At 72.7% G+C, this 20,358-nt stretch carries 17 protein-coding genes; 7 read left to right on the forward strand and 10 right to left on the reverse strand.

Annotation, left to right across the window (positions count from 1 at the left end; genetic code table 11):
• Positions 1 to 76 precede the first annotated feature (76 nt).
• A complete protein-coding gene (locus C6W10_RS22765; protein WP_107260337.1) occupies positions 77 to 1,765 on the reverse strand; it encodes a methylmalonyl-CoA mutase in 1,689 nt (562 codons plus the stop codon).
• 184 nt (positions 1,766 to 1,949) lie between these two features.
• Positions 1,950 to 2,384 carry an Asp23/Gls24 family envelope stress response protein gene (locus C6W10_RS22770; RefSeq protein ID WP_107260339.1) on the reverse strand — a complete coding sequence of 145 codons (435 nt, stop codon included), beginning with the start codon at positions 2,382 to 2,384 and terminating at the stop codon, positions 1,950 to 1,952.
• 213 nt (positions 2,385 to 2,597) lie between these two features.
• Between C6W10_RS22770 and C6W10_RS22775 the strand changes: the two genes are divergently transcribed.
• Positions 2,598 to 3,050, forward strand: coding sequence for a DUF2000 domain-containing protein (locus C6W10_RS22775; RefSeq protein WP_107260341.1), 453 nt, complete (start codon positions 2,598 to 2,600; stop codon positions 3,048 to 3,050).
• A 32-nt stretch (positions 3,051 to 3,082) separates the two neighbouring features.
• Here C6W10_RS22775 and meaB read toward each other — a convergent pair whose 3' ends face one another.
• Both meaB and C6W10_RS22785 read right to left on the reverse strand, forming a co-directional pair.
• Positions 3,083 to 4,027, reverse strand: coding sequence for a methylmalonyl Co-A mutase-associated GTPase MeaB (meaB, locus tag C6W10_RS22780; protein WP_107264199.1), 945 nt, complete (start codon positions 4,025 to 4,027; stop codon positions 3,083 to 3,085).
• A 131-nt stretch (positions 4,028 to 4,158) separates the two neighbouring features.
• Positions 4,159 to 5,358, reverse strand: a complete 1,200-nt coding sequence (locus C6W10_RS22785; RefSeq protein ID WP_107260343.1) for an acetyl-CoA C-acetyltransferase — start codon at positions 5,356 to 5,358, stop codon at positions 4,159 to 4,161.
• 65 nt (positions 5,359 to 5,423) lie between these two features.
• On the opposite strand from C6W10_RS22785, the gene mce reads away from it, so the two are divergent.
• Positions 5,424 to 5,894, forward strand: a complete 471-nt coding sequence (gene mce / locus C6W10_RS22790; RefSeq protein ID WP_107260345.1) for a methylmalonyl-CoA epimerase — start codon at positions 5,424 to 5,426, stop codon at positions 5,892 to 5,894.
• A gap of 12 nt (positions 5,895 to 5,906) precedes the next feature.
• On the opposite strand, the gene C6W10_RS22795 is transcribed toward mce, so the two are convergent.
• Complete coding sequence (locus C6W10_RS22795) at positions 5,907 to 6,788, reverse strand: hypothetical protein (RefSeq protein ID WP_107260347.1); 882 nt, start codon at positions 6,786 to 6,788, stop codon at positions 5,907 to 5,909.
• Positions 6,789 to 6,990: 202 nt separating this feature from the next.
• On the opposite strand from C6W10_RS22795, the gene C6W10_RS22800 reads away from it, so the two are divergent.
• The 5 genes from C6W10_RS22800 (at position 6,991) to C6W10_RS22820 (ending at position 14,856) form a co-directional block, all read left to right on the forward strand.
• The gene (locus tag C6W10_RS22800; protein WP_107260349.1) at positions 6,991 to 8,031 is read left to right on the forward strand and encodes a TIGR03621 family F420-dependent LLM class oxidoreductase; all 1,041 of its coding nucleotides are present in this window, start codon (positions 6,991 to 6,993) and stop codon (positions 8,029 to 8,031) included.
• A 191-nt stretch (positions 8,032 to 8,222) separates the two neighbouring features.
• A complete protein-coding gene (locus tag C6W10_RS22805) occupies positions 8,223 to 9,494 on the forward strand; it encodes a cell division protein DivIVA (protein WP_107260351.1) in 1,272 nt (423 codons plus the stop codon).
• A 285-nt stretch (positions 9,495 to 9,779) separates the two neighbouring features.
• Positions 9,780 to 11,909: a hypothetical protein gene (locus C6W10_RS22810; protein ID WP_369936816.1), complete on the forward strand. Its 2,130-nt coding sequence runs from the start codon at positions 9,780 to 9,782 to the stop codon at positions 11,907 to 11,909.
• Positions 11,910 to 11,982: 73 nt separating this feature from the next.
• Positions 11,983 to 13,224: an AI-2E family transporter gene (locus C6W10_RS22815; protein WP_234361387.1), complete on the forward strand. Its 1,242-nt coding sequence runs from the start codon at positions 11,983 to 11,985 to the stop codon at positions 13,222 to 13,224.
• A gap of 285 nt (positions 13,225 to 13,509) precedes the next feature.
• The gene (locus C6W10_RS22820; protein ID WP_107260356.1) at positions 13,510 to 14,856 is read left to right on the forward strand and encodes a hypothetical protein; all 1,347 of its coding nucleotides are present in this window, start codon (positions 13,510 to 13,512) and stop codon (positions 14,854 to 14,856) included.
• Here the strand turns inward: C6W10_RS22820 and C6W10_RS22825 are convergent.
• From C6W10_RS22825 to C6W10_RS22845, 5 genes are read right to left on the reverse strand one after another with little or no spacing between them, the layout of a single operon-like run.
• Complete coding sequence (locus C6W10_RS22825; protein WP_107260358.1) at positions 14,841 to 16,196, reverse strand: Coenzyme F420 hydrogenase/dehydrogenase, beta subunit C-terminal domain; 1,356 nt, start codon at positions 16,194 to 16,196, stop codon at positions 14,841 to 14,843. The genes C6W10_RS22820 and C6W10_RS22825 overlap by 16 nt on opposite strands.
• Positions 16,196 to 17,530, reverse strand: a complete 1,335-nt coding sequence (locus C6W10_RS39515) for a polysaccharide pyruvyl transferase family protein (protein WP_107260360.1) — start codon at positions 17,528 to 17,530, stop codon at positions 16,196 to 16,198. Before C6W10_RS39515 ends, C6W10_RS22825 begins: the two co-directional genes overlap by 1 nt.
• Positions 17,527 to 18,162: a PIG-L deacetylase family protein gene (locus C6W10_RS22835; RefSeq protein WP_107260362.1), complete on the reverse strand. Its 636-nt coding sequence runs from the start codon at positions 18,160 to 18,162 to the stop codon at positions 17,527 to 17,529. The genes C6W10_RS39515 and C6W10_RS22835 overlap by 4 nt, the downstream gene beginning before the upstream one ends.
• Positions 18,162 to 19,031, reverse strand: a complete 870-nt coding sequence (locus C6W10_RS22840; protein ID WP_234358919.1) for a glucose-1-phosphate cytidylyltransferase — start codon at positions 19,029 to 19,031, stop codon at positions 18,162 to 18,164. Before C6W10_RS22840 ends, C6W10_RS22835 begins: the two co-directional genes overlap by 1 nt.
• Positions 19,031 to 20,260 carry a class I SAM-dependent methyltransferase gene (locus C6W10_RS22845; protein ID WP_107260364.1) on the reverse strand — a complete coding sequence of 410 codons (1,230 nt, stop codon included), beginning with the start codon at positions 20,258 to 20,260 and terminating at the stop codon, positions 19,031 to 19,033. Before C6W10_RS22845 ends, C6W10_RS22840 begins: the two co-directional genes overlap by 1 nt.
• Positions 20,261 to 20,358: the final 98 nt, after the last annotated feature.

The raw sequence follows: 20,358 nt of genomic DNA on the forward strand, positions 1-20,358 counted from the left end.
GGAACCCTGCCCAAGCGCCGCTGCCCGACAGATGCCAACCCGGCCGATCGGCCGACCGGCCGGGTGTACGCGACGGTCAGAACCGGGCCGGCTCGCGGTAGACGCCCCACTCGGCGCGCAGCGCGTCGCAGATCTCCCCGAGGGTGGCCTCGGCGCGTACGGCGTCGAGCATCGGCGGGATCATGTTCTCGCCGGTCCGGGCGACCTCGACCATCCGGGTCAGCGCCTCGGTGACCGCCGCCGCGTCCCGGCCGGCCTTGCGGTCGGCGAGCACCCGGCGCTGCTCCAGCTCCACCTCGTGCGAGACGCGCAGGATCTCCAGCTCCTTGGCGACCGTACCGGTGTGGCAGTTCACGCCGACGATCTTCTTCTCGCCCTTCTCCAGCGCCTGCTGGTAGGTGAAGGCCGACTCGGCGATCTGACCGGTGAACCAGCCGTCCTCGATGCCGCGCAGGATGCCGGAGGTCATCGGGCCGATCGGGTGCGGGCCGTCGCCGCCGAGCTGCCGGATCCGGGCGAAGATCTCCTCCGCCTCCGCCTCGATCCGGTCGGTCAGCGCCTCGACGTACCAGGAGCCGCCGAGCGGGTCGGCCACGTTGACCACCCCGGTCTCCTCCATCAGCACCTGCTGGGTACGCAGCGCGATCTCCGCCGACGAGTCGCTGGGCAGCGCGAGGGTCTCGTCCAGCGCGTTGGTGTGCAGCGAGTTGGTGCCGCCGAGCACCGCCGCCAGCGCCTCGACGGCGGTCCGCACCACGTTGTTGACCGGCTGCTGCGCGGTCAGCGAGACCCCGGCGGTCTGGGTGTGGAAGCGCAGCCAGAGTGCCCGTTCGTCGGTGGCGCCGTACACCTCGCGCAGCCAGCGGGCCCAGATCCGGCGGGCGGCCCGGAACTTGGCGATCTCCTCGAAGAAGTCGAGGTGCGAGTCGAAGAAGAAGCTCAGCCCCGGTGCGAAGACGTTGACGTCGAGGCCCCGGGACAGGCCCAGCTCGACGTAGCCGAACCCGTCCGCCAGGGTGTACGCCAGCTCCTGCGCGGCGGTCGACCCCGCCTCCCGGATGTGGTAGCCGGAGACCGAGAGCGGCTTGTAGCGCGGGATCTCCCGGGCGCAGTACTCCATCAGGTCGCCGATCAGCCGCAGGTGTGGCTCGGGGTCGAAGAGCCACTCCTTCTGCGCGATGTACTCCTTGAAGATGTCCGTCTGGAGGGTGCCGTCCAGTGTGGAGATGTCGGCGCCCTGCCGCTCGGCGGCGACCAGATACATGCAGAAGACCGGCACCGCCGGGCCGGAGATGGTCATCGAGGTGGTGACGGCGGCCAGGTCGATGCCGTCGAAGAGCACCTCCATGTCGGCGGCGGAGTCGACGGCGACGCCGCAGTGCCCGACCTCGCCGAGCGCCTGCGGGTCGTCGGAGTCCCGGCCCATCAGGGTCGGCATGTCGAAGGCGACGGAGAGGCCACCGCCGCCCGCGCCGAGGATCATCCGGTAGCGCTCGTTGGTCTGCCGGGCGTTGCCGAAGCCGGCGAACTGCCGGATGGTCCAGGTCCGTCCCCGGTAGCCGGTCGGATACAACCCCCGGGTGTACGGGTATTCGCCCGGCCAGCCGATCCGGGCGAACCGGGGATCCGCGCTCCCCTCGGGCGGGCCGTAGACCGGTTCGACGGGCATCCCGGAGAGGGTGGTGAAGTCCGCCTCCCGCTTGCGTGCCGCGTCGTACCTGGCCTGCCAGCGGGCTCGGCCGGCGGCTATCTCCTCGGCGTTCATCGCAGGGGGCCTCCTCGCGCTCCTTGACTGAGCCCGAGTGTAGAGGGGTCCCTGAACGATCGCTAAGGTAGCCCGCGATCAAGGCGGGAGTGTCCCGCGATCCAGGGACCTTCCGACACCGGGCGGTACGGCTTCCGGGCGGAAGATCCCTGATCACGGCAATTGCGGCCGGGCCGGCACGCGGTCAGGCCCCGGCGGCCGGCGGAGTGTTCAGCTCGATGTCGTCCACCTTGACGTTCACCTCGGCGACCGTCAGGCCGTACTTCTCGACCGCCTCGATGACCTTCGCCCGGACCGCCTCGGTCACCTCCTGTACGACGTGACCGGCCTCGATCACCAGTACCACCCGGATGGTCGCGCTGGTCCCCTTCACCTCGGCCGAGACGCCCCGCCCGTCGTCACCCACCTCGTCCAGGCCGACCTTGTCCAGCACGCTGTTGAAGAACCGGGCGACGTCGCCACCGAGATCGGCGACGCCGGGCACCGAGCGGGCCGCCGTACCGGCGATCTTCTCGATGACCTCTTCGGACACCTCGGTGCCGCCCCTCGGCGCCGCCGCGGGCGCTGCCGCCGGTGCCGTCTCCGTGGCCTGGCCGGAATCGTTCTGAACCTCGGTCATTCTCGTCTCTCTCCCCTGGTCTCGACGGCCTGCACGGCGCCGTCGGCGTTGACGGAGCCTATCCGCCGTGGGCGAGCCAGCGGCGGAACTGACACATTCTCGGCTCCGTCGAGTCTGGCCGCGCCGGCCGGCGGCGGGGTGCGAGGAACGTACAAGACCCGCGGTGCCGACCGGGGACAGGATCGAGCGACGACCGACCGAGGAGGAATCTCGATGACCACAGCCGTCCCGACGGCCGGACCGGAGCCGGCCCGGGTCCGCTTCGACACCAAGATCGCCATTCTGCTCCGGGACGACCTCGCGACCTGGCAACGGCTCAACGTCACGGCCTTCCTGACCAGCGGCGTCGCCGGGGCCGAGCCGGAGCTGCTCGGCGCCGACTACCTCGATGCCGACGACACCCGCTACCTGCCGATGTTCCGCCAGCCGGTGCTGGTCTTCACCGGCGGCCGGGACGTCGTCGTCGCGGCACACCGCCGGGCCGTCTCGCGCGGGATGCGGGTCGCCATCTTCACCGAGCAGCTCTTCGGCACCGGCAACGACCGGGACAATCGGGCCGCCGTCCGGGCGGTCGGGCGGGACCGGCTCGACCTGGTCGGACTGGCCGTGCACGGGCCGAGGAACGCCGTCGACAGGGTGCTCAAGGGCGCCGTCCTGCACCCCTGAGCCCGTCCGGGCACCCCTGAGCGCGGTGTCGTTCAGCCGGCGGACCGGCCGAGCTGGTCGAGCAGCTCGCCGGCCGCCGCGTACGGGTCGAGCGAACCGTCGGCCACCCGGGCGGCGAGCGCCGCGAGCGACGTACCCGCGCGAAGCGAACCGATCCGGTCCCGGAGGGTGCCCAGCGCGATCGCCTCGACCTCGGCGGCGGCCCGGGCCTCGCGGCGGCGGCGCAGCTCGCCGTGCTCGACCAGCCAGCCGCGGTGCTTCTCCACCGCCGTGACCAGGTCGTCGATCCCCTCACCCCGGGCCGCGACCGTGCGCACCACGCGAGGCCGCCACTCCCCCGGCCCGCGCTCGCCCAACGCGATCATGCCGTTGATGTCCCGCACGGTGGCGTCGGCGCCGTCCCGGTCGGCCTTGTTGACCACGAAGACGTCGGCGATCTCCAGGATGCCGGCCTTGACCGCCTGGATCGCGTCACCCATCCCCGGCGCCAGCAGCACCAGGGTGGTGTCGGCCAGCGAGGCGACCTCCACCTCGGCCTGGCCGACCCCGACGGTCTCCACGAGTACGACGTCGCAGCCGGCCCCCTCCAGCACCCGGACCGCCTGCGGGGTCGCCGCCGCCAGCCCACCCAGGTGTCCCCGGCTCGACATGGAGCGGATGTAGACCCCGGGATCGGTGGCGTGGTCCTGCATCCGGACCCGGTCGCCGAGGATCGCCCCGCCGGTGAACGGGCTGGACGGGTCCACCGCGAGCACACCGACCCGGTGGTCCCGGGCCCGCAGCGCCCGGACGAGTTCGTTGGTGGTGGTCGACTTCCCCACCCCGGGCGAACCGGTCAGCCCGATCACCTGGGCCCGCCCGGTGTGCGGGGCGAGCGCCGCCGCGACCCGCGGCAGCAGGTCGTCGCCGGACTCGACCAGGGTGATCAGCCGGGCCACCGCCCGGGGATCGCCCTGCCGGGCCCGGTCGACCAGCATCGGCACGTCCCGGCTGCGCCGCACCGACCCGGCCGGCTGCGACTCTGGCCGCACCGACCCGGCCGGCTCCGACTCGGGCCGCGCCGACCCGGCCGGGTTGGGCTCGGGGCGGTCCGCGGCGGACTCCGCCGTCACTCCCGCCCGCCGGCCTGTACCGGCACGTGCACGATCAGCGCGTCACCCTGGCCACCGCCGCCGCAGAGCGCGGCCGCGCCCGTGCCGCCGCCCCGGCGGCGCAGCTCCATAGCCAGGGTGAGCACCAGGCGGGCCCCGGACATCCCGATCGGGTGGCCCAGCGCGATCGCGCCGCCGTTGACGTTGACGATCTCGTCGGAGACGCCGAGGTCCCGGGCCGACTTGACACCCACCTGCGCGAACGCCTCGTTGATCTCGATCAGGTCGAGGTCGCCGACGGTCAGCCCGGCCTTGCGCAGCGCGTGCGCGATGGCGTTGGCCGGCTGCGAGTGCAGGGAGTTGTCCGGGCCGGCCACGTTGCCGTGCGCACCGACCTCGGCCAGCCAGGTCAACCCCAGCTCGGTCGCCTTCGCCTTGCTCATCACCACCACCGCGCAGGCGCCGTCCGAGATCGGCGACGAACTGCCGGCCGTGATCGTCCCGTCCGGGGTGAACGCCGGGCGGAGCCGGGCCAGCGACTCGGCGGTGGTGTCCGGGCGTACGCCCTCGTCCTCGCTGATCACCAGCGGGTCGCCCTTACGCTGCGGCACCGTCACCGGGACGATCTCCTCGGCGAAGGCGCCGTTCTTCTGCGCGGCGGCGGCCCGCTGGTGGCTGGCGGCGGCGAAGGCGTCCTGCTCGGCCCGGCTGATCGCGTGCCGGGCGTTGTGCCGCTCGGTGGACTCGCCCATCGCGCAGCAGTCCCACGGGTCGGTGAGCCCGTCCAGCGCCATGTGGTCCTTCACGGTCACGTCGCCGTACTTGTAGCCGGCCCGCTGGCCGAGCAGCAGGTGCGGGGCGTTGGTCATCGACTCCATGCCGCCGGCCACCACGATGTCGAACTCGCCGGCCCGGATGAGCTGGTCGGCCAGGGCGATCGCGTCCAGGCCGGAGAGGCAGACCTTGTTGATGGTCAGCGCCGGTACGGACATCGGGATGCCCGCCTCCACCGCCGCCTGCCGGGCCGGGATCTGTCCGGCACCGGCCTGGAGCACCTGCCCCATGATCACGTACTGCACCTGGTCGGCGGCGACGCCGGAGCGTTCCAGGGCGGCCCGGATGGCGATGCCGCCGAGCTTGGTCGCCGAAAAGTCCTTGAGGTTGCCGAGCAGCCGACCCATCGGGGTACGGGCGCCGTTCACGATCACGGATGCCATGGGAACTGTCGCCTCCGGGGGGACCTGGCGGAGCGCCTTAACGTCGGTTAGGTCAGACTATCCTGGTGGACGACGACAACCCGGACAGCCCGGCTGCCGACTATCTCACAGGCATCGGCCTGCTCGGCATCGATCACGTCGGGGTGGCGGTGGCCGACCTCGACGCCGCGATCGAGTTCTACCAGCGGGTCTTCGGGATGCGCTGCGTGCACACCGAGACCAACCCCGAGCAGGGCGTCCGGGAGGCGATGCTCCAGGTCGGCCCGACACCGGACGGCGGTTGCGTGCAACTGCTCGCGCCGCTGACCCCGGACTCCACCATCGCGAAGTTCCTGGACCGCAGCGGGCCGGGGGTGCAGCAGGTCGCGTACCGGGTCGCGGACGTCGACGCCGCCTGCGCCGCGCTGCGCGACCGGGGCGTACGGGTGCTCTACGAGACGCCGAAGCGGGGTACCGCCGGCTCCCGGGTCAACTTCGTGCACCCCCGGGACGCCGGCGGCGTACTGGTGGAACTGGTCGAACCCGCCGCCTCCTGACCCGGCTCCGGCTCAGGCCGGCACGGTGTCGTACGCCTCGACCAGCTCGGCCGGCAGCGGCGCCAGGTCGGTGGCCCGGCGGAAGTCGCCGAGGGTGGTGCCGGTGCACTCCGAGTCGACGTTGCGGGCACCGGCCCGGGCCCGTACGTCGTGCAGGTTGACCGCGCGGAAGTCGATGGAGAACCGGGTCCGGCCCGACGTGTTCGGCACGGTGGTGTGCAACTGGGCACCGGAGAAGACCAGGACTCCGCCGGGCGGCGTGAGCACCCGCAGGTCGGGCTCCCGCTCCAGCTCCTGCTCCAGCCCGGGCTGCCTGCGGGTCTCGGCGTGCACCTGCGCGGCGGCGGCGGTCCGGCCGTGCGCCACCCACTGCGCGTAGTTGTAGTCCCGGGAGCTGTTCCGCACCCCGGTGTCGAAGTACCTCGGGTGGAAGGCCATCACGTTCGCCTCGGTCACCTCGTACACCGGGATCCAGAAGTTGAGCTGGGACATCGGTGCGGAGAACCAGGTGTCCCGGTGCGACTCGAACTGGAGCGTCAGCCCGGCGTTGAGGTATTCGCTGGTCATCGAGCGCAGCCGGGGTACGTCGAAGTACGTCTGCACCGGGTCGGCGCCGAGGTCGGCCAGGAGCCCCCGGACGAGTTCGGCGCTGCGCGGGTGGTTGATGAAGCTGGGCTTCAGCTCGGCCAGCACCGAGACGTAGTCCGGGCCGGCCAGGTGGTGCTGGGCCTCCGGCGGGAAGTACGGCGCGAACGCGGTCTCGGTCATCTGCCGGGCGAAGGCGACCAGCGCCATCGAGTGCGGCGTCGGCGAGTAGACGAACAGGTCCCCGGCGAAGAGCCGTGCCCGACGCTCGTCGTCGGACATCGGCGAGTCGAAGTGCAGCACCGTCACTGCGGCCTCCTGCGGTAGCTCCCGGTAGGTCTGGGGCCCAGCGGGTCACGCTGGGTCTGCGCAGCGGTCACGGTAGGCCGCCGGCCGGCCGCCCGGAATGCGCCGTCCGGTCGGGCCGGGGCCCGTGTCGACAATCCGACTTCGCCCCGGTGACCGGCCGGGAACGCCGGGCGCGACGCCCCGGGACCAATAGAGTCGGGCGATGCCGCCCGCGCAGTCCCCCGCGCCCACCGCCGCCCCGGCGCCGCCGACCCCGCGTACCGGGTCGTCCGCCGCACCGGGTCCCGGCCCCGTCGGGGTACGCCCGTTCCGGTTCACCGCCGCGATGCCCGGGCTGGACCGGCCGGCGGCGCGGTGGCGCGACGAGATCCGCCGGATCGAGGACCTCGGTTTCGACTCGGTCTCGGTCTCCGACCACCTCACCGGCGGCTGGGCGATGGACCCGCTGGTGGCGATGACGGTGGCCGCCGAGGCCACCAGCCGGCTCCGGGTGCTGGGCATGGTCTTCTGCAACGACTTCCGGCATCCGGTACTCCTGCACAAGGCACTGGCCAACCTCGACGTCTTCTCCGGCGGCCGGGTGGAGATCGGCCTCGGCGCCGGGTGGCTGCGTGCCGACCACGACGCGGCCGGGCTGCCCTTCGACCCCCCGGCGGTACGCGTCGACCGGCTCGCCGAGTCGATCGAGATCCTGCTGCGGCTCTTCGGCGACGAGCCGGTCGACTTCACCGGCCGGCACTACCGGATCACCGGACTGCTCGGGCTGCCGGCTCCGGCACAGCGCCCCCGGCCGCCGCTACTGGTCGGCGGCGGCAGCCGGCGGATCCTCGAACTCGCCGGCCGCTGCGCCGACATCGTCGGGATCAACCCGCGACTCGCCCCGGACGTCGACCCGCTCGCCGCGCTCGCCGAGATGAGTCCGGAGCGCTTCGCCCGGAAGGTGGCCTGGGCCCGGGACGCCGCGACGGCCGCCGGGCGGGATCCGGCCGGCCTGGAGTTCCAGACCCGGATGTTCGACGTACGGGTGCGGCACCGGGGCGTGGAGCACCGGGCCTCGTCCAGTCACGCCCGAGGGGTCGACCCGGCCACGCTGGCTGCTTCCCCGTCGGTGTTGCACGGCAGCGTGGACGAGTGCGTCGACAAGCTCCTCGCGCTCCGCGACCGGTACGGCGTCAGCTATCTGCACCTCGGCGGCAACCTGGACGCCGCGGCACCGATCGTGGCCCGGCTGGCGGGACGATGACGGCGGCGAATCCCGGGCGTACCGGGGTGCTCCGGAACCGGCCGCGACGACATGATCCGGGGGCGCTTCGAGCACAGTAGATCCGGCAAACAGCACCGCCGCCCGGCGGGTTGAGTTGACCTTGTGAACTGGGCGCGATAGTACGGCTCGGCCCTTGCGAAGCACCCCGGTAAGTCTGCAAGTATGTCCCAATGCCCCAGCAGCAGTCCTCCCCTCTCGCGTTCTTCGACAACGCGAACTCGCAGCCAGACTTCACGGTTGCCCTGCGCGGCTACGACCGTGAGCAGGTCAACAGCCACCTGGGCCGGTTGAACGCCGCTCTGAACCAGTCCGAGCAGGCCCGCGCCGAGGCCGAGCAGCGGATGAACGACGCCCAGCGTCGACTCCGGCAGGCCGAGCAGCGCCTCGCGTCGGTCGAGCAGAAGCTCACCGACACCAACAAGCAGCTTGAGGAGAACAACCGCCCCACCCTCTCCGGCCTGGGCACCCGGGTCGAGCAGATCCTCCGCCTCGCCGAGGAGCAGGCGAACGACCACCGCGGCGAGGCCAAGCGCGAGTCGGAGGGCATCCTCTCGGCCGCCCGGCTCGAGGCGCGGGAGATCACCGACAAGGCCCGCGCCGAGGCCGCCGCGATGAAGGCCTCCGCCGAGCGGGAGGCGGGCAGCGTCCGCACCGCCGCCGAGCGGGAGGCCGCCGAGGTCCGGGTGCAGGCCCGCCGGGAGGCGGACACCCTGCGCGCCGACGCCGAGCGGGAGACCAAGCAGCTCCGTACGGTGACCGCGCACGAGGTCGCCGAGCTGAAGTCCACCGTCGAGCGGGAGGTCGCCACCCTGCGGGCCACCGCCGAGCGGGAGATCACCCAGCAGCGCGCCAAGGCGGCCCGGGAGGCCGAGGAGAAGCGCGCCGAGGCGACCAAGCTGCTCACCGACGCCCGGGACAAGCGCGACAAGGACCTCCAGGCGCTGGAACTCCAGCTCGCCGAGCGCCGGGAGAAGGCCGAGCGCGAGGAGTCGGAGCGGCACGCCGCGCAGGTGGCCCAGACCCAGAAGCTGGTCGCCGAGGCCGAGCAGCGGGCCCGGGCGGCGCAGGACCGCGCCAAGGAGATCGAGCAGCGCGCCGAGGCCCGTCGGGTCGAGTCGGAGCGGAACGCCAACGAGACGATCGACAAGGCGAAGGCGCTCGCCGACAAGACCCTCAACGAGGCCCGCGCCGAGGCGCACCGCCTGCTCACCGAGGCGCGTACCGAGGCCGACCTGACCACGCAGGCGGCCCGCCGCGAGGTCGAGGACCTCACCCGGCAGAAGGACGCCGTCACCTCGCAGCTCGGCCAGATGCTCTCCGGCCTCGCCGGCATCGTGCCGGGCGTGGGTGGGGCGGCCGCCAAGCCCGAGGCGGCCAAGCCGGCCGCCGCCGCCGAGAAGACCGAGGCGGAGGAGCGGGTTCCCGCCGACGCCACGAGCTGACCCGACGACGGGCGCGGGTCGGACTGCGGGGCAGCAGCACGGCCGGGGCCGTACCGGAAGTTCCGGTACGGCCCCGAGCGCTGCGCGGCGTACGGTCCGATAGATCTGGCAATGTCACCACCAGTGAGCTTCGTCCCATCAGCCCCGCCGGGTATCGCCGCAGAACCAGCCACCGCGTGTGAGGATGGGAGCATGTCGCACGGCGAGGAACTGTTTGCCCTGAACGGGGATGTGGCTACGGAGCCGAGCTTCGAGCCGGCCTTTCGGGGCTACGACAGGGGGCAGGTGGACCGATACGTCGCTCGCGCAGAGAACGAGATCGCCACCCTGGCGGCCCAGCGTGAGCACGCGTACACCCAGATCCACAACCTGGCGGGCCAGGTAGAGGTGTTGCAACGCGACCTGACGGCGGTACGCCGGCAGGTCGGCGTCGTCGACCGGGCGTCGTTCCGGCATCTCGGTCCGGTGGTCGAACAGATCCTGACGCTCGCCGAGGAACAGGCCGAGATCATCCACCGGGACACCCTCCAGGAGATCGAGGCCCGCCGGGCCGAGGCGGAGCAGGTGCTCGAGGACGCCCGGACGCAGGCCGCCGACGCGCTGCGCGACTTCGAACTCGCCCTCGCCGCCCGCCGCGCGGAGGAGGAGAAGGTCAACACGGCCCGCCGGGCGGAGGCGGACGCCGCCGTCACCGCCGCCGCCGAGGAGGCCACCCGGCTCCGCGAGGCCGCACAGGCCGCGCTGGAGAAGGCCAAGCAGGAGGGTTCGGAGCTGCGCAACCGGGCCGCCGAGGAGGCGAACCGACTGCGCGAGGCGAGCCAGGCGGCGCACGCCAAGGCCGTACAGGAGGCGAAGCAGCTCCGGGACACCGCCGAGCAGGAGGCGAACCGGCTCACCGAACTGACGGCCCGACAGGCCCAGGAGCTGACCGAGCGGACCGAGCGGGAGAGCCAGCAGGTCGTCGAGCGCGCCCGCCAGGAGTCCGCCCGGCTGCGGCACGCGGCCCAGCACGAGGCCAACCGGCTGCGCGACGCCGCGCAGCAGGAGGCGACCCGGCTGCGCGAGGCCGGCCAGGCGGCGCACGTCAAGGCCCAGCAGGAGGCGCAGCGGCTCACCGACGCGGCGAGCCAGGAGGCCGACCGCATGATCGAGCTGGCCAAGCAGGAGGCCACCCGGCTGCGCGAGGCCGGCCAGGGGCTGCACGCGAAGGCGAAGCACGAGGCGACCCAGCTCCGCGAGGCCGGCCAGGCGGCGCACGCCAAGGCCCAGCAGGAGGCGGCCCGGATCAACGAGGAGACCGCCGAGTACGTCCGCAAGTCCCGGGCCGAGGTCGAGGAGTACGCCCAGAAGGTGCGGGCGGAGACGCAGCAGGAGCTGGGCGCCTGGCGCTCTGGTGTCGAGCAGGAGGTGAACCGGCGCCGTACGGCCGCCGAGGCGGAGATCGCCGCCCAGCGGAGCGCGGCCGAGCAGGAACTCGCCGCCGGCCGGGCCGCGCTGGAGGAGGAACTCGCCGCCTACCGGGCCGGGGCCGACCGGGAGTTCAACCAGCGCAAGTCCGAGCTGGAGCAGCAGTTCCAGGAGCGGCAGGCCGAGCTGGAGCAGCAGTTCGACCAGCGGCGCGCGGAGCTGGAGGAGTCGTACGAGACCCGCCGGGCGGAGATCGAGGGCGGCGCCGACCGGGTCCGCCTGGAGGCCGACGAGTACGCCGAGCGGGTGCGCCGGGAGGCCGACGAGCACGCCGAGCAGGTCCGGCGGGAGGCCGAGGAACGCCTCGCCGAGTTGCAGCGGCAGGCCGACGAGCAGGCCGCCACGTCCCGCCGCCAGTTCGAGGAGTACATGGCGACCGCGCAGCAGCACCTGGCCACCACTCAGCAGCACCTGGCGAGTACCCAGCAGGAGGCGGCCGCCGGCCGGCAGCAGTTGGCCGAGGTGATGCAGGAGATCGCCGAGGCGCAGCAGGCGCTCGCCGACATCCGGCAGGAGACGGTCGCCTCCCGGCAGGAGTCCGACCGGATCCAGCGGCAGCTCGCCGCCGCGCGGGACCAGCTCGCCGGTGAGCGGGACCGGTTGACCGGCACGGAGCAGTCGGCGCAGCAGGCCGAGCAGCAGCTCGCGCAGGCCGAGGCGGACATGCAGCAGATCGTCGAGGCCGCCGCCGAGCAGGTCGCCGCCGACCAGCACGCGGCGGGCGGCGGGAAGGCCGGGTCGAACCGGGTGACCGAGCCGGTGACCGGCGGGGCCGACGGTGGCGGCATCGACGGCGAGCCGACCGTGGCGGCGGTGCCCGGCACCGGTGGGCGGGAGCCGATGCCGACCCGGATCACCAGTACCGGTGACTCCGGCAAGCGCAGCGGCAAGCCGACCGTCGAGGACCAGGGCACCAAGTCGAACAAGGTGACCGTCGACTCGGAGTAGTTCCGTCGCGCGGGGCACCCCACCCTGGCGCCCGCCCGATAACCTCTGCCGGGACGATCGGTGGGAGGTCGGGGTGGGAAGCGAGCAACCAGCGGTGCACGGCGAGCGGCGGGGCGACCCGGGCGAGGGGTCGGAGACTCCTGCCGGAGTGACCGCGCCAACCGGCGGCGCACCTCCGCAGAGCCGCAATCCGGCCGACGAGAACCGCACGACACCCCCGCCCTCGGCCGACGCCGGCCCCGACGAGCAGCCGGCCGACGAGCACCCCGGCCGGTTCGGCCGACCAGGGCAGCCGCTGCGACTCAGTCCGTTCCTGGTCGGGCTCACCGGCGGGCTGGGCGTGCTGGTGGCGTACGCGATCTTCCTCGCGGTCCGCAACGCGGGCTCGGTGCTGGTGCTGGTCTTCATCGCGCTCTTCCTGGCGATCGGCCTGCACCCGGCGGTGGTCCGGCTGCGCTCCTGGGGGCTGCCCCGGGGCCTCGCCGTGGCGGCGGTGACGCTGACCCTGCTCGCGGTCATCACCGGTGCGGTGTACGCGCTGGTCCCGCCGGTGGTCAGCCAGACCGGCGAGTTGATCGGGCAGGTGCCCGACTACGTCACCCAACTGCGCCGCAACGGCACCGTCGACGACCTGATCGAGCAGTACGACCTGGCGGGCAAGATCGAGTCGGCGGCCACCACCGAGAACATCACCCGGGCCCTGGGCGGGGTCTTCGGGGCCGCCGGGTTCATCTTCGGCGCGGTCTTCAACATCGTCACCGTGATCGTGCTGACCATCTATTTCATGGCCACCTTCGACCGGCTGCGCGACCTCGGCTACGGCCTGGTCCCGGCGACCCGGCGGGACCGGGTACGGCTGATCGGCGACGAGATCCTCGCCAAGGTCGGCGCCTACATGGTGGGTGCGCTGGCGATCGCGCTGCTGGCCGGGGTGAGCACCTTCGTCTTCGCCGTCGTCGTCGGCCTGGCGTACCCGTTCGCCCTCGCCGTGGTGGTGGCGATCTGCGACCTCATCCCGCAGATCGGCGCGACCATCGGGGCGGTGGTGGTCAGCCTGGTCGGCTTCGCCACCGACGTGCCGACCGGGATCGCCTGCGTGGTCTTCTTCCTGATCTACCAGCAGGTGGAGAACTACCTCGTCTACCCCCGGGTGATGCGCCGCTCGGTGCAGGTCGCCGACGTGGCGGCGATCGTCGCTGCCCTGCTCGGGGTGGCCCTGTTCGGGGTGATCGGCGCGCTGGTGGCGATCCCGGCGGTGGCGGCGATCCAACTGGTGCTCCGCGAGGTGGTCCTCCCCCGCCAGCAACACCGCTGACCCGGCGCCGGGCCGGGATCGTGACCCGCCGAGCCGCAACTTCTGTCCGTAATCCGTCTGAATCGAGAATAGTAACCCCTTCAATACGGCTTGTAGTATTCATTCATGGCCGGTAGATCGAGACGATCGAGATCGCACCCCTCCTGACCAGGGAAGGTGTCTCGACCGCGCGATCATGTCGACTCGGGGGGAGTCGACGCCGACAGGCCGATATCGGCGGTGGGCGCCCCGGAGCGCAGGAGCGGTGGCCCCCGCTCGTGTGCGACGCGCCCGTGGGGGGTAGCCGTGACCGACACCAACGCCGGACCTCCGATCGAGCCAGCGAGCCTCGCCCGCCCGCCACACCGCAACCGGCGCCGCGCCACCGTCGCCGCGACCTTCGGCGCCACGGCCGCCCTCCTCGCCGCCAGCGGCTATCTCGTGCTCAACGTCGCCGGGCAGCCGGTCCGGGCCGCGCCGATGGTGCTCGACCAGCCCGCCGGCGTCCTCTGGGGACAGACGGTCGACCGCCCGATCGAGGTCGCGGCCGACAACGTCACCATCCGGCGGGTGAAGGTGCGCACCGGCGGCACCGCCGCCATCGTGATCCGGCCCGGCGTGGTCGGCACCCTGATCGAGGACACCGAGATCCGGTGCACCTCCGCCGGTACCGACGGGGTGGTGCCGGGCGGATACTCGGCGCTGCGGGTCCGGGTCACCGGCTGCCGTCAGGCGTTCCGGCAGACCGACGCCAACCCGGCCACCATCGTCGAGTCCTCCCAGGACGGCAAGCCGTACCCGGGTGGGCCGAGCGGGCCGAGCGGATCGGTACCGCCACCCGCGCCCGACCCCGACTCCCGGGCGATGGCGGAGCGGCCGCCGTACGCGCCGGCCGCCGCCCCGCCGACCCCGATCACGTACTGGCCCGGGCCGGGCAACACCGGCGTGCCGGCCGGTACGGCGCTGCGCAACTCCGGATCGCTGAGCCTGCGTACCGCCGGGCAGGTGGTGAGCGGGCTGAACATCGTCGGCTGTGTCACCGTCGCCGCCGCCAACGTGCAGATCCTGAAATCGAAGATCACCTGCAACAGCACCACGTACTCGATCCGCACCCTGGCCGGGGCGACGAACCTGCTGATCCAGGACGTCGAGATCAACGGCATGGCGAAGAACTCCGCCTCGATCTGCTGCGGCAACTACACCCTGCGCCGGGCCAACGTCTACAACATGATCGACGGCCCACGGCTGGCCGACAACACCAGGATCTTCGACTCGTACCTGCACAGCCTGGCCCGGGTCGCCGGCTCGCACAACGACATCCTGCAGAGCACCGGCGGCAACAACATCATCATCCGGCACAACACGCTGCTGTCGTACAACCCGGTGACCCGGGACCCGTTCAACTCCTGCCTCACCATCGGCTCGGAGACCGCCCCGTCGCTGATGAACCTGACCTTCGAGGACAACTACTGCAACGGCGGCAACTACTCGATCGGGATCAGTCCCCGGCTGGTCGGCTCCAACATCCTGTTCCGGAACAACAAGTACGGCCGCGACTACCGGTACGGGGTGGTCTCCGGCTGGAACCGGCCCGGAGTGACCTGGGACCGGCCCACCAACGTCTACTTCGACAACGGTCAGCCGGTGGTCTGAGCCGACTCGGCCGCCGGGCCGGGTGCCGGAACCGCTGGCGCCCCGCCCCCGACCGGCGGCCGGTACGCCTCCAGCACGGCCGGCTCCCGCAGCCGCTTGCGCCCGATCCGGCGCAGCGTGCCGAGGGTGGAGCGGAGCTTCTCGACCGTCGACAGGTGCCGCCACCAGATCCCGGCCATCGGCAGGTGACGCAGCCGGGGCGTCATCAGCCCGGCGGCCCGCAGCGTGCGCAGCCGCCCCCACACGGCACCCCGGGCCCGGAGCAGGTTCGGCTGCGAGGCGGGCAGGATGTCGGCGGTCACCGGGGTCAGCACCAGCGCTCCGGCCGCGACGGCCGCCTCGACCAGCCGTACGCCGCGCTCGGTGCGGGCCAGCACCAGGGACTGGCCCGGGTCGTCGCCGGTCGGCCTGTACCACGGGTCGCCGACCGCCACGTCGGCGAACTCGCCGGTGTGGTCGGCGCAGAGGTAGCAGCGCCACTGCCGGTGCTTCTGCAGGATGTCGCCCCAGGACTCGGCGTAGCTCAGCTCGCGCCGCTCGTCCGGCGGGTCGTCGGTGAGCCGGGCCCGGGCGGAGCCGGGCCAGCCGGCCCCCCGGTAGTGCACCGACTCCAGCCGGGTCGGGTCGGGCACACCGAGCCGGTCCAGCATCTCCAGGGTGCCCCGGGTGGTCGGGGTGCCGGCGCAGAAGATCGCGATGGTCAGCCCGAGCTTCCGGTCCAGCTCCGGCCGGACCCGCCGGGCCATCCGGACCGCCGCCACGTCGCAGGGCTTGCCGACGAAGACGCACGGCCCGTCGGCCGACTCGACCAGGTCCAGCCGGTCGCAGGGGCTGGCCGGGGCGTACCGGGAGCCGGCGTTGTCGAGCAGTTCGGCCGGGGTGCGGGAGAGCCGGGTCTCGTTCAGGTACGGCACGTCGGCCCGGGCGCCGATGTGCAACACCCCGGCCATCTCCTCGCCGGTCAGGCAGTAGCCGGCCAGCGCGGTCGCCACCCCGCCGCTGGAGCCGGCGTACCGGATCGCCGGGTCGGCGGCGTACCCCTCCCAGATGGCCCGGACCGGTCCCCAGGCCGCGCGCAGCTCGGCGATCTCGCCCGGCGCCGGCCGGCCGCTGTCGTGCTCCAGCCGCACCCCCGGGCAGCAGTCCAGGGCAGCCGCCGCGCCGCTGCCGGCCGCCGCCGGCCGGGCCGCCGCCCCGACCGGGGTGATCGGCAACGGCCGCCGGCCGTGGTCGAGGACGTCGACCATCCGCACCTCGTCCGGCGCCAGGTAGGCGCAGACCCCGCAGCCGGTGCAGAGCTTGCCGGCCGCGACGTCGTGCACGGTGCGGGGCCGCGCCATCAGCGCACCCCGGCCGGCGCCCGGCGGTCCCGCTCGGCCCGGGCCAGCGCCACGAACTCGTCCATCTGGGCGGCGGCCCGGCCGACCGCCGCCGGGGTACGCACCGCCAGCTCGGCCGAGGTCTCGGCCCGGCCGGTCCAGGAGGTCCAGAGGGCGTCGAGCAGCGCGTCGTCGGCGAGCCGCCGGGCGTCGGCGACGTGCCGGCGCTGCCCCACGCTGGCGAAGACGCCCCGGGCCTTGTCGCTGTACGCCACCACCGCCGCCGGTACCTGCGAGGAGAGCGCCGCGATCGTCGAGTGCATCCGCATCCCGCAGAACCAGCTCGTGTGCCCGATCACCCACTTGCTCTGGTGCGGGTCGAGGCCGGAGGGGGCGAGCGCGACCCGGTCGCCGTACCGGGGCGCGAGCGCCGCGTAGAGCCGTTCGCTGGCCACCCGGTCGTCGTCGGCCCCGCCGGGGGTGAGCACGTGCGGGACGATGATCACCCGGGTGTCGGAGTGCTCCAGCAGGCGTTCGCAGAGCCGGTTGGCCACCCGGGAGGTGTCCCCGGCGAGTCCGAACTGGACCCGACCCTCCGGCCGGGACATCAGCCCGCTGACGTTGATTCCGGCCACCGGTCCCGGATCCGCCTCGAACCATCCGACCAACCGCTGGTACGCCGGCTCGTCCGGCACCCTCGGCTCCAGCGCGAAGGCCACGTCCACGCCCTCCCGGTGCCGCCTCGGGTCGAGGTCGGGGCCGAGCAGGTCGGCCAGCGCGGCGTAGCTCTCCGGATCCCGGGCCCAGGCCGTACGCGCGCCCCGGACCAGTGCCGCCGCCTCGGCCCGCAGCCGCGCCGACCGGAACGGCCCGTACGTCTGCGGCAGCAGCACCAGCGGGCGGCGCCGGAGCAGGGCCAGCCGCTTCGGCCAGGCGACGGTGCGGAACCGGTGTTCGCCGTAGATGTCGCTGAAGCTGTCCCCGCCGCTGACGTCGAGCACCACGTCGGCGGCGTCGATCCGGGCCAGCCCGGCGTTGCCGAGCCCGCCCAGCGCGGCGCTGATCCGCATGTTCAGATAGGACTCGGGCCGGTGGTAGCGGCGCGAGTGCCGGGCACCGGCCAGCGAGATCGGCACCGGCCGGCCGGCCACGAAGGCGTGCCCGGTGCGCTGCCCCCAGCCGTCGTCGAAGACGGTGACGTCCGCGCCCGGCTCCCGGGCCAGCAGTCCGCCCACGGTGGCCGCCCGCAGCGCGCCGACCCCCAGGTTCAGGTGTGCGCCGGGCACCCCGAAGAGGCAGGCCGACAAGGCTCTGGTCCGGGTACCCGACCCGGTCGTCTCGGTCAGCTCGGTCACTGCTCGATCACCGCTTTCTCGCACCGGAACGCCTCGGCGTACCGGGATCGGCACTCCATCCCCCGCAGCCGGGCCAACCCGAGGAAGACCTCGTCGTCCCACCAGTCCCGGGCCTTCTGGGACGGATAGCTCGCGTGCAGCAACTCGACCTTGCGGCGTACCCGCTGCTCGGTCAGGGGCAGGTAGACGTTGCGCCGGCCCAGGTCGCCGTCCCACTTGGGGATCTCGTAGTACAACACCGTGGCGTCCCGAAACGACGTGGGCGCCAGGGCGGCGAGTGTGTGGTGGTCCTGGTGCGCGTCGTCGGGGCTCGGCGCCAGCACCAGGTCGGCGTTCAGGGTCGCGGCGGCGGCGTTCACGATCTCCTTCGCCTCGCCCCAGCGGGCCGGCACCCGGCCGTCCGGCAGGTCGTGCAGGGCGAAGCTGAGCCGGGCGGCGGGCAGGAAGGCCGCGGCCGCCGCCCGCGCCTCGGCCTGCCGGGCGGGACTTCCGGTGAGCAGCACGTAGTGCACCCGGAGCCCGGGTACGTCGCCGAGGGCGAGCAGCAGCCCACCGGCGCCGATCTCGATGTCGTCCGGGTGTGCCCCGAGCAGCACCACCGAGCGGGCCGCGGAGAGGCGCAGCGGCATCATCAGCCGGTAAGTCCCAGGTCGCGGGCTCCCCCGGCGGTGCCGGCGGCGGCGAGTACCGGTTCCAGCGTCGCCGGCCGGCGGCCCCGGTTGCGGTTGGCGTCCCAGAGCATCCACGGGCAGCGGGCCGAGTGGTAGAGCTGCTCCAGCTCGGCCCGGTCCTTGAAGGTGTCGGCGGCCCGCCAGAACCCGGTGTAGCGCTGGGCGATCAGCCGCTGCTCCGGCAGCAGCCGGTCGAAGCCGTGCGGCACCAGGTCCTCCCCCTCGCGGAGCACGTCGAAGATCCCCGGGCGGAGGATGAAGTAGCCGCCGTTCTCCCACTGCATCAGCTCGCGGATCGGGCGTACCCGGGTGACCTGGTCGCCGGGGGCGATGTCGATGACGTGGTGGGTGGACTGCACGGGTACGGCGAGCAGGCTGGCCACCGCGTCGGTGTAGCGGAACCGGTCGACCATCTCCGGCAGCGGCGCGTCGGTCAGGGTGTCCGCGTAGTTGGCCAGGAACATCGGCTCGTCCTCGACGTACTTGCGGACCCGCATCAGCCGCTCGCCGATGCTGGTGCCGAGGCCGGTGTCGATGAAGGTGATGTTCCAGTCGGTGATGTCGGCCGAGTGCAGCCGCACGTCCCGGCCGTGCATGGCGAGGCTGAAGTCGTTGGAGAGCGTCTCGTCGTACCGGAGGAAGTAGTCCTTGACCGCGACGGCACCGTAGCCGAGGCAGAGGATGAAGTCGGTGTGCCCGAAGTGGGCGTAGTAGCGCATCACGTGCCAGAGCAGCGGGCGGTCCCCGATCATCGCCATCGGTTTCGGCGCGGAGGCGGCGTCCTCGCGCATCCGCATCCCGAGGCCGCCGCAGAAGAGCACCACCTTCATCAGACCACCTCCAGGGCGGGGATCGGGAAGACCAGCCGCCCACCCCAGTGGCGTACGTAGGCGAGCTGCGCGGAGATCTCGGTGCGCAGGTTCCACGGCAGCACGAGTACGTAGTCGGGACGGTCCTCGGCGATCCGCTCCGGCGGGTGGATCGGGATGTGCGTGCCGGGCAGGAACTTCCCCTGCTTGTGCGGACTCCGGTCGACGGTGTATTCGAGCAGGTCGGCGCGGATGCCGCAGTGGTTGAGCAGGGTGTTGCCCTTGCCCGGCGCCCCGTACCCGACCACCTTCAGACCCTGGGCCCGGGCGGTGAGCAGGAAGTCGAGCAGCTCCCGCTTGATCTCGAAGACCGCGTCGGCGAAGCCGAGATGCCCGGCGACGGTGTGCAGCCCGGCCTCGGTCTCGGCGTCCAGCACCGACTTGACGTTGCCGGAGGGCTCCCCCGCCGCCGCGGCCGGCCGGGCGTGCACCCGCAGCGAACCGCCGTGCGACGAGAGTTCGTCCACGTCGACCACGATCAGCCCGGCGGTGGCCAGCGCCCGCATCGCGGTACGCAGCGTCAGGTACTGATAGTGCTCGTGGTAGATGGTGTCGTACTGCCGGCGCTCGATCAGCCGGAGCAGGTGCGGCACCTCGCAGGTGACCAGCCCGGTCGGCTTGACCAGCGCGGCCAGTCCGGCGGTGAAGCCGATCAGGTCCGGCACGTGCGCGTAGACGTTGTTGGCGGCCACCAGGTCGGCCCGGCCGTAGCGCTGGGCCAGCTCGGCACCGGTCTCCGCACCCAGGAACCGCACCTCGGTCCGGATGCCCCGGCGCCGGGCCACCTCGGCGACGTTGCCGGCCGGCTCCACCCCGAGCACCGGTACGCCGCTGGCGACGAAGTGCTGGAGCAGGTACCCGTCGTTGCTCGCCACCTCGGTCACCAGGCTGTCCGGCCCGAGCCCGAGCGCCTCGGTCATCGTGTCCGCGTACCGCCTGGCGTGCGCCACCCACGAGTCGGAATACGACGAGAAATAGGCATAGTCGGAAAAGATTTCCTCTCCGGACACGTACGCCGGAAGTTGCACGAGCAGACAGGTGGAACAGATACGGACGTGCAGTGGATAGAACGTCTCGGCCGAATCCAGCCGGTCGGCGTCGAGATAGCTCTCGCAGAGCGGCGACATGCCGAGGTCGACAAACGTTTCGGTCAATGCCGCCGCACACAGCCGGCATTTGGCATCGGTCATGCCCCACCCACCCCGATATGATCGGAATACCGGCGCGGCGCCCGCCCGCCTGCGCGCCACGCTAACCAGCACTCCGGCGCGGCGGGAGCGCTTGAGTA

This window comes from Plantactinospora sp. BB1, assembly GCF_003030385.1.
Lineage (GTDB): Bacteria > Actinomycetota > Actinomycetes > Mycobacteriales > Micromonosporaceae > Plantactinospora.

Bases quoted from the DNA above. Each gene is read 5' to 3' on its own strand.
- C6W10_RS22800 (WP_107260349.1), top strand. From the start codon at position 6,991: ATGCCGCCCGCGCAGTCCCCCGCGCCCACCGCCGCCCCGGCGCCGCCG.
- meaB (WP_107264199.1), bottom strand. From the start codon at position 4,027: ATGCTGGTCGACCGGGCCCGGCAGGGCGATCCCCGGGCGGTGGCCCGG.
- C6W10_RS22775 (WP_107260341.1), top strand. From the start codon at position 2,598: ATGACCACAGCCGTCCCGACGGCCGGACCGGAGCCGGCCCGGGTCCGC.
- C6W10_RS22835 (WP_107260362.1), bottom strand. From the start codon at position 18,162: ATGATGCCGCTGCGCCTCTCCGCGGCCCGCTCGGTGGTGCTGCTCGGG.
- C6W10_RS22840 (WP_234358919.1), bottom strand. From the start codon at position 19,031: ATGAAGGTGGTGCTCTTCTGCGGCGGCCTCGGGATGCGGATGCGCGAG.
- C6W10_RS22845 (WP_107260364.1), bottom strand. From the start codon at position 20,260: ATGACCGATGCCAAATGCCGGCTGTGTGCGGCGGCATTGACCGAAACG.
- C6W10_RS22770 (WP_107260339.1), bottom strand. From the start codon at position 2,384: ATGACCGAGGTTCAGAACGATTCCGGCCAGGCCACGGAGACGGCACCG.
- C6W10_RS22785 (WP_107260343.1), bottom strand. From the start codon at position 5,358: ATGGCATCCGTGATCGTGAACGGCGCCCGTACCCCGATGGGTCGGCTG.
- C6W10_RS22825 (WP_107260358.1), bottom strand. From the start codon at position 16,196: ATGGCGCGGCCCCGCACCGTGCACGACGTCGCGGCCGGCAAGCTCTGC.
- C6W10_RS22805 (WP_107260351.1), top strand. From the start codon at position 8,223: ATGCCCCAGCAGCAGTCCTCCCCTCTCGCGTTCTTCGACAACGCGAAC.
- C6W10_RS22765 (WP_107260337.1), bottom strand. From the start codon at position 1,765: ATGAACGCCGAGGAGATAGCCGCCGGCCGAGCCCGCTGGCAGGCCAGG.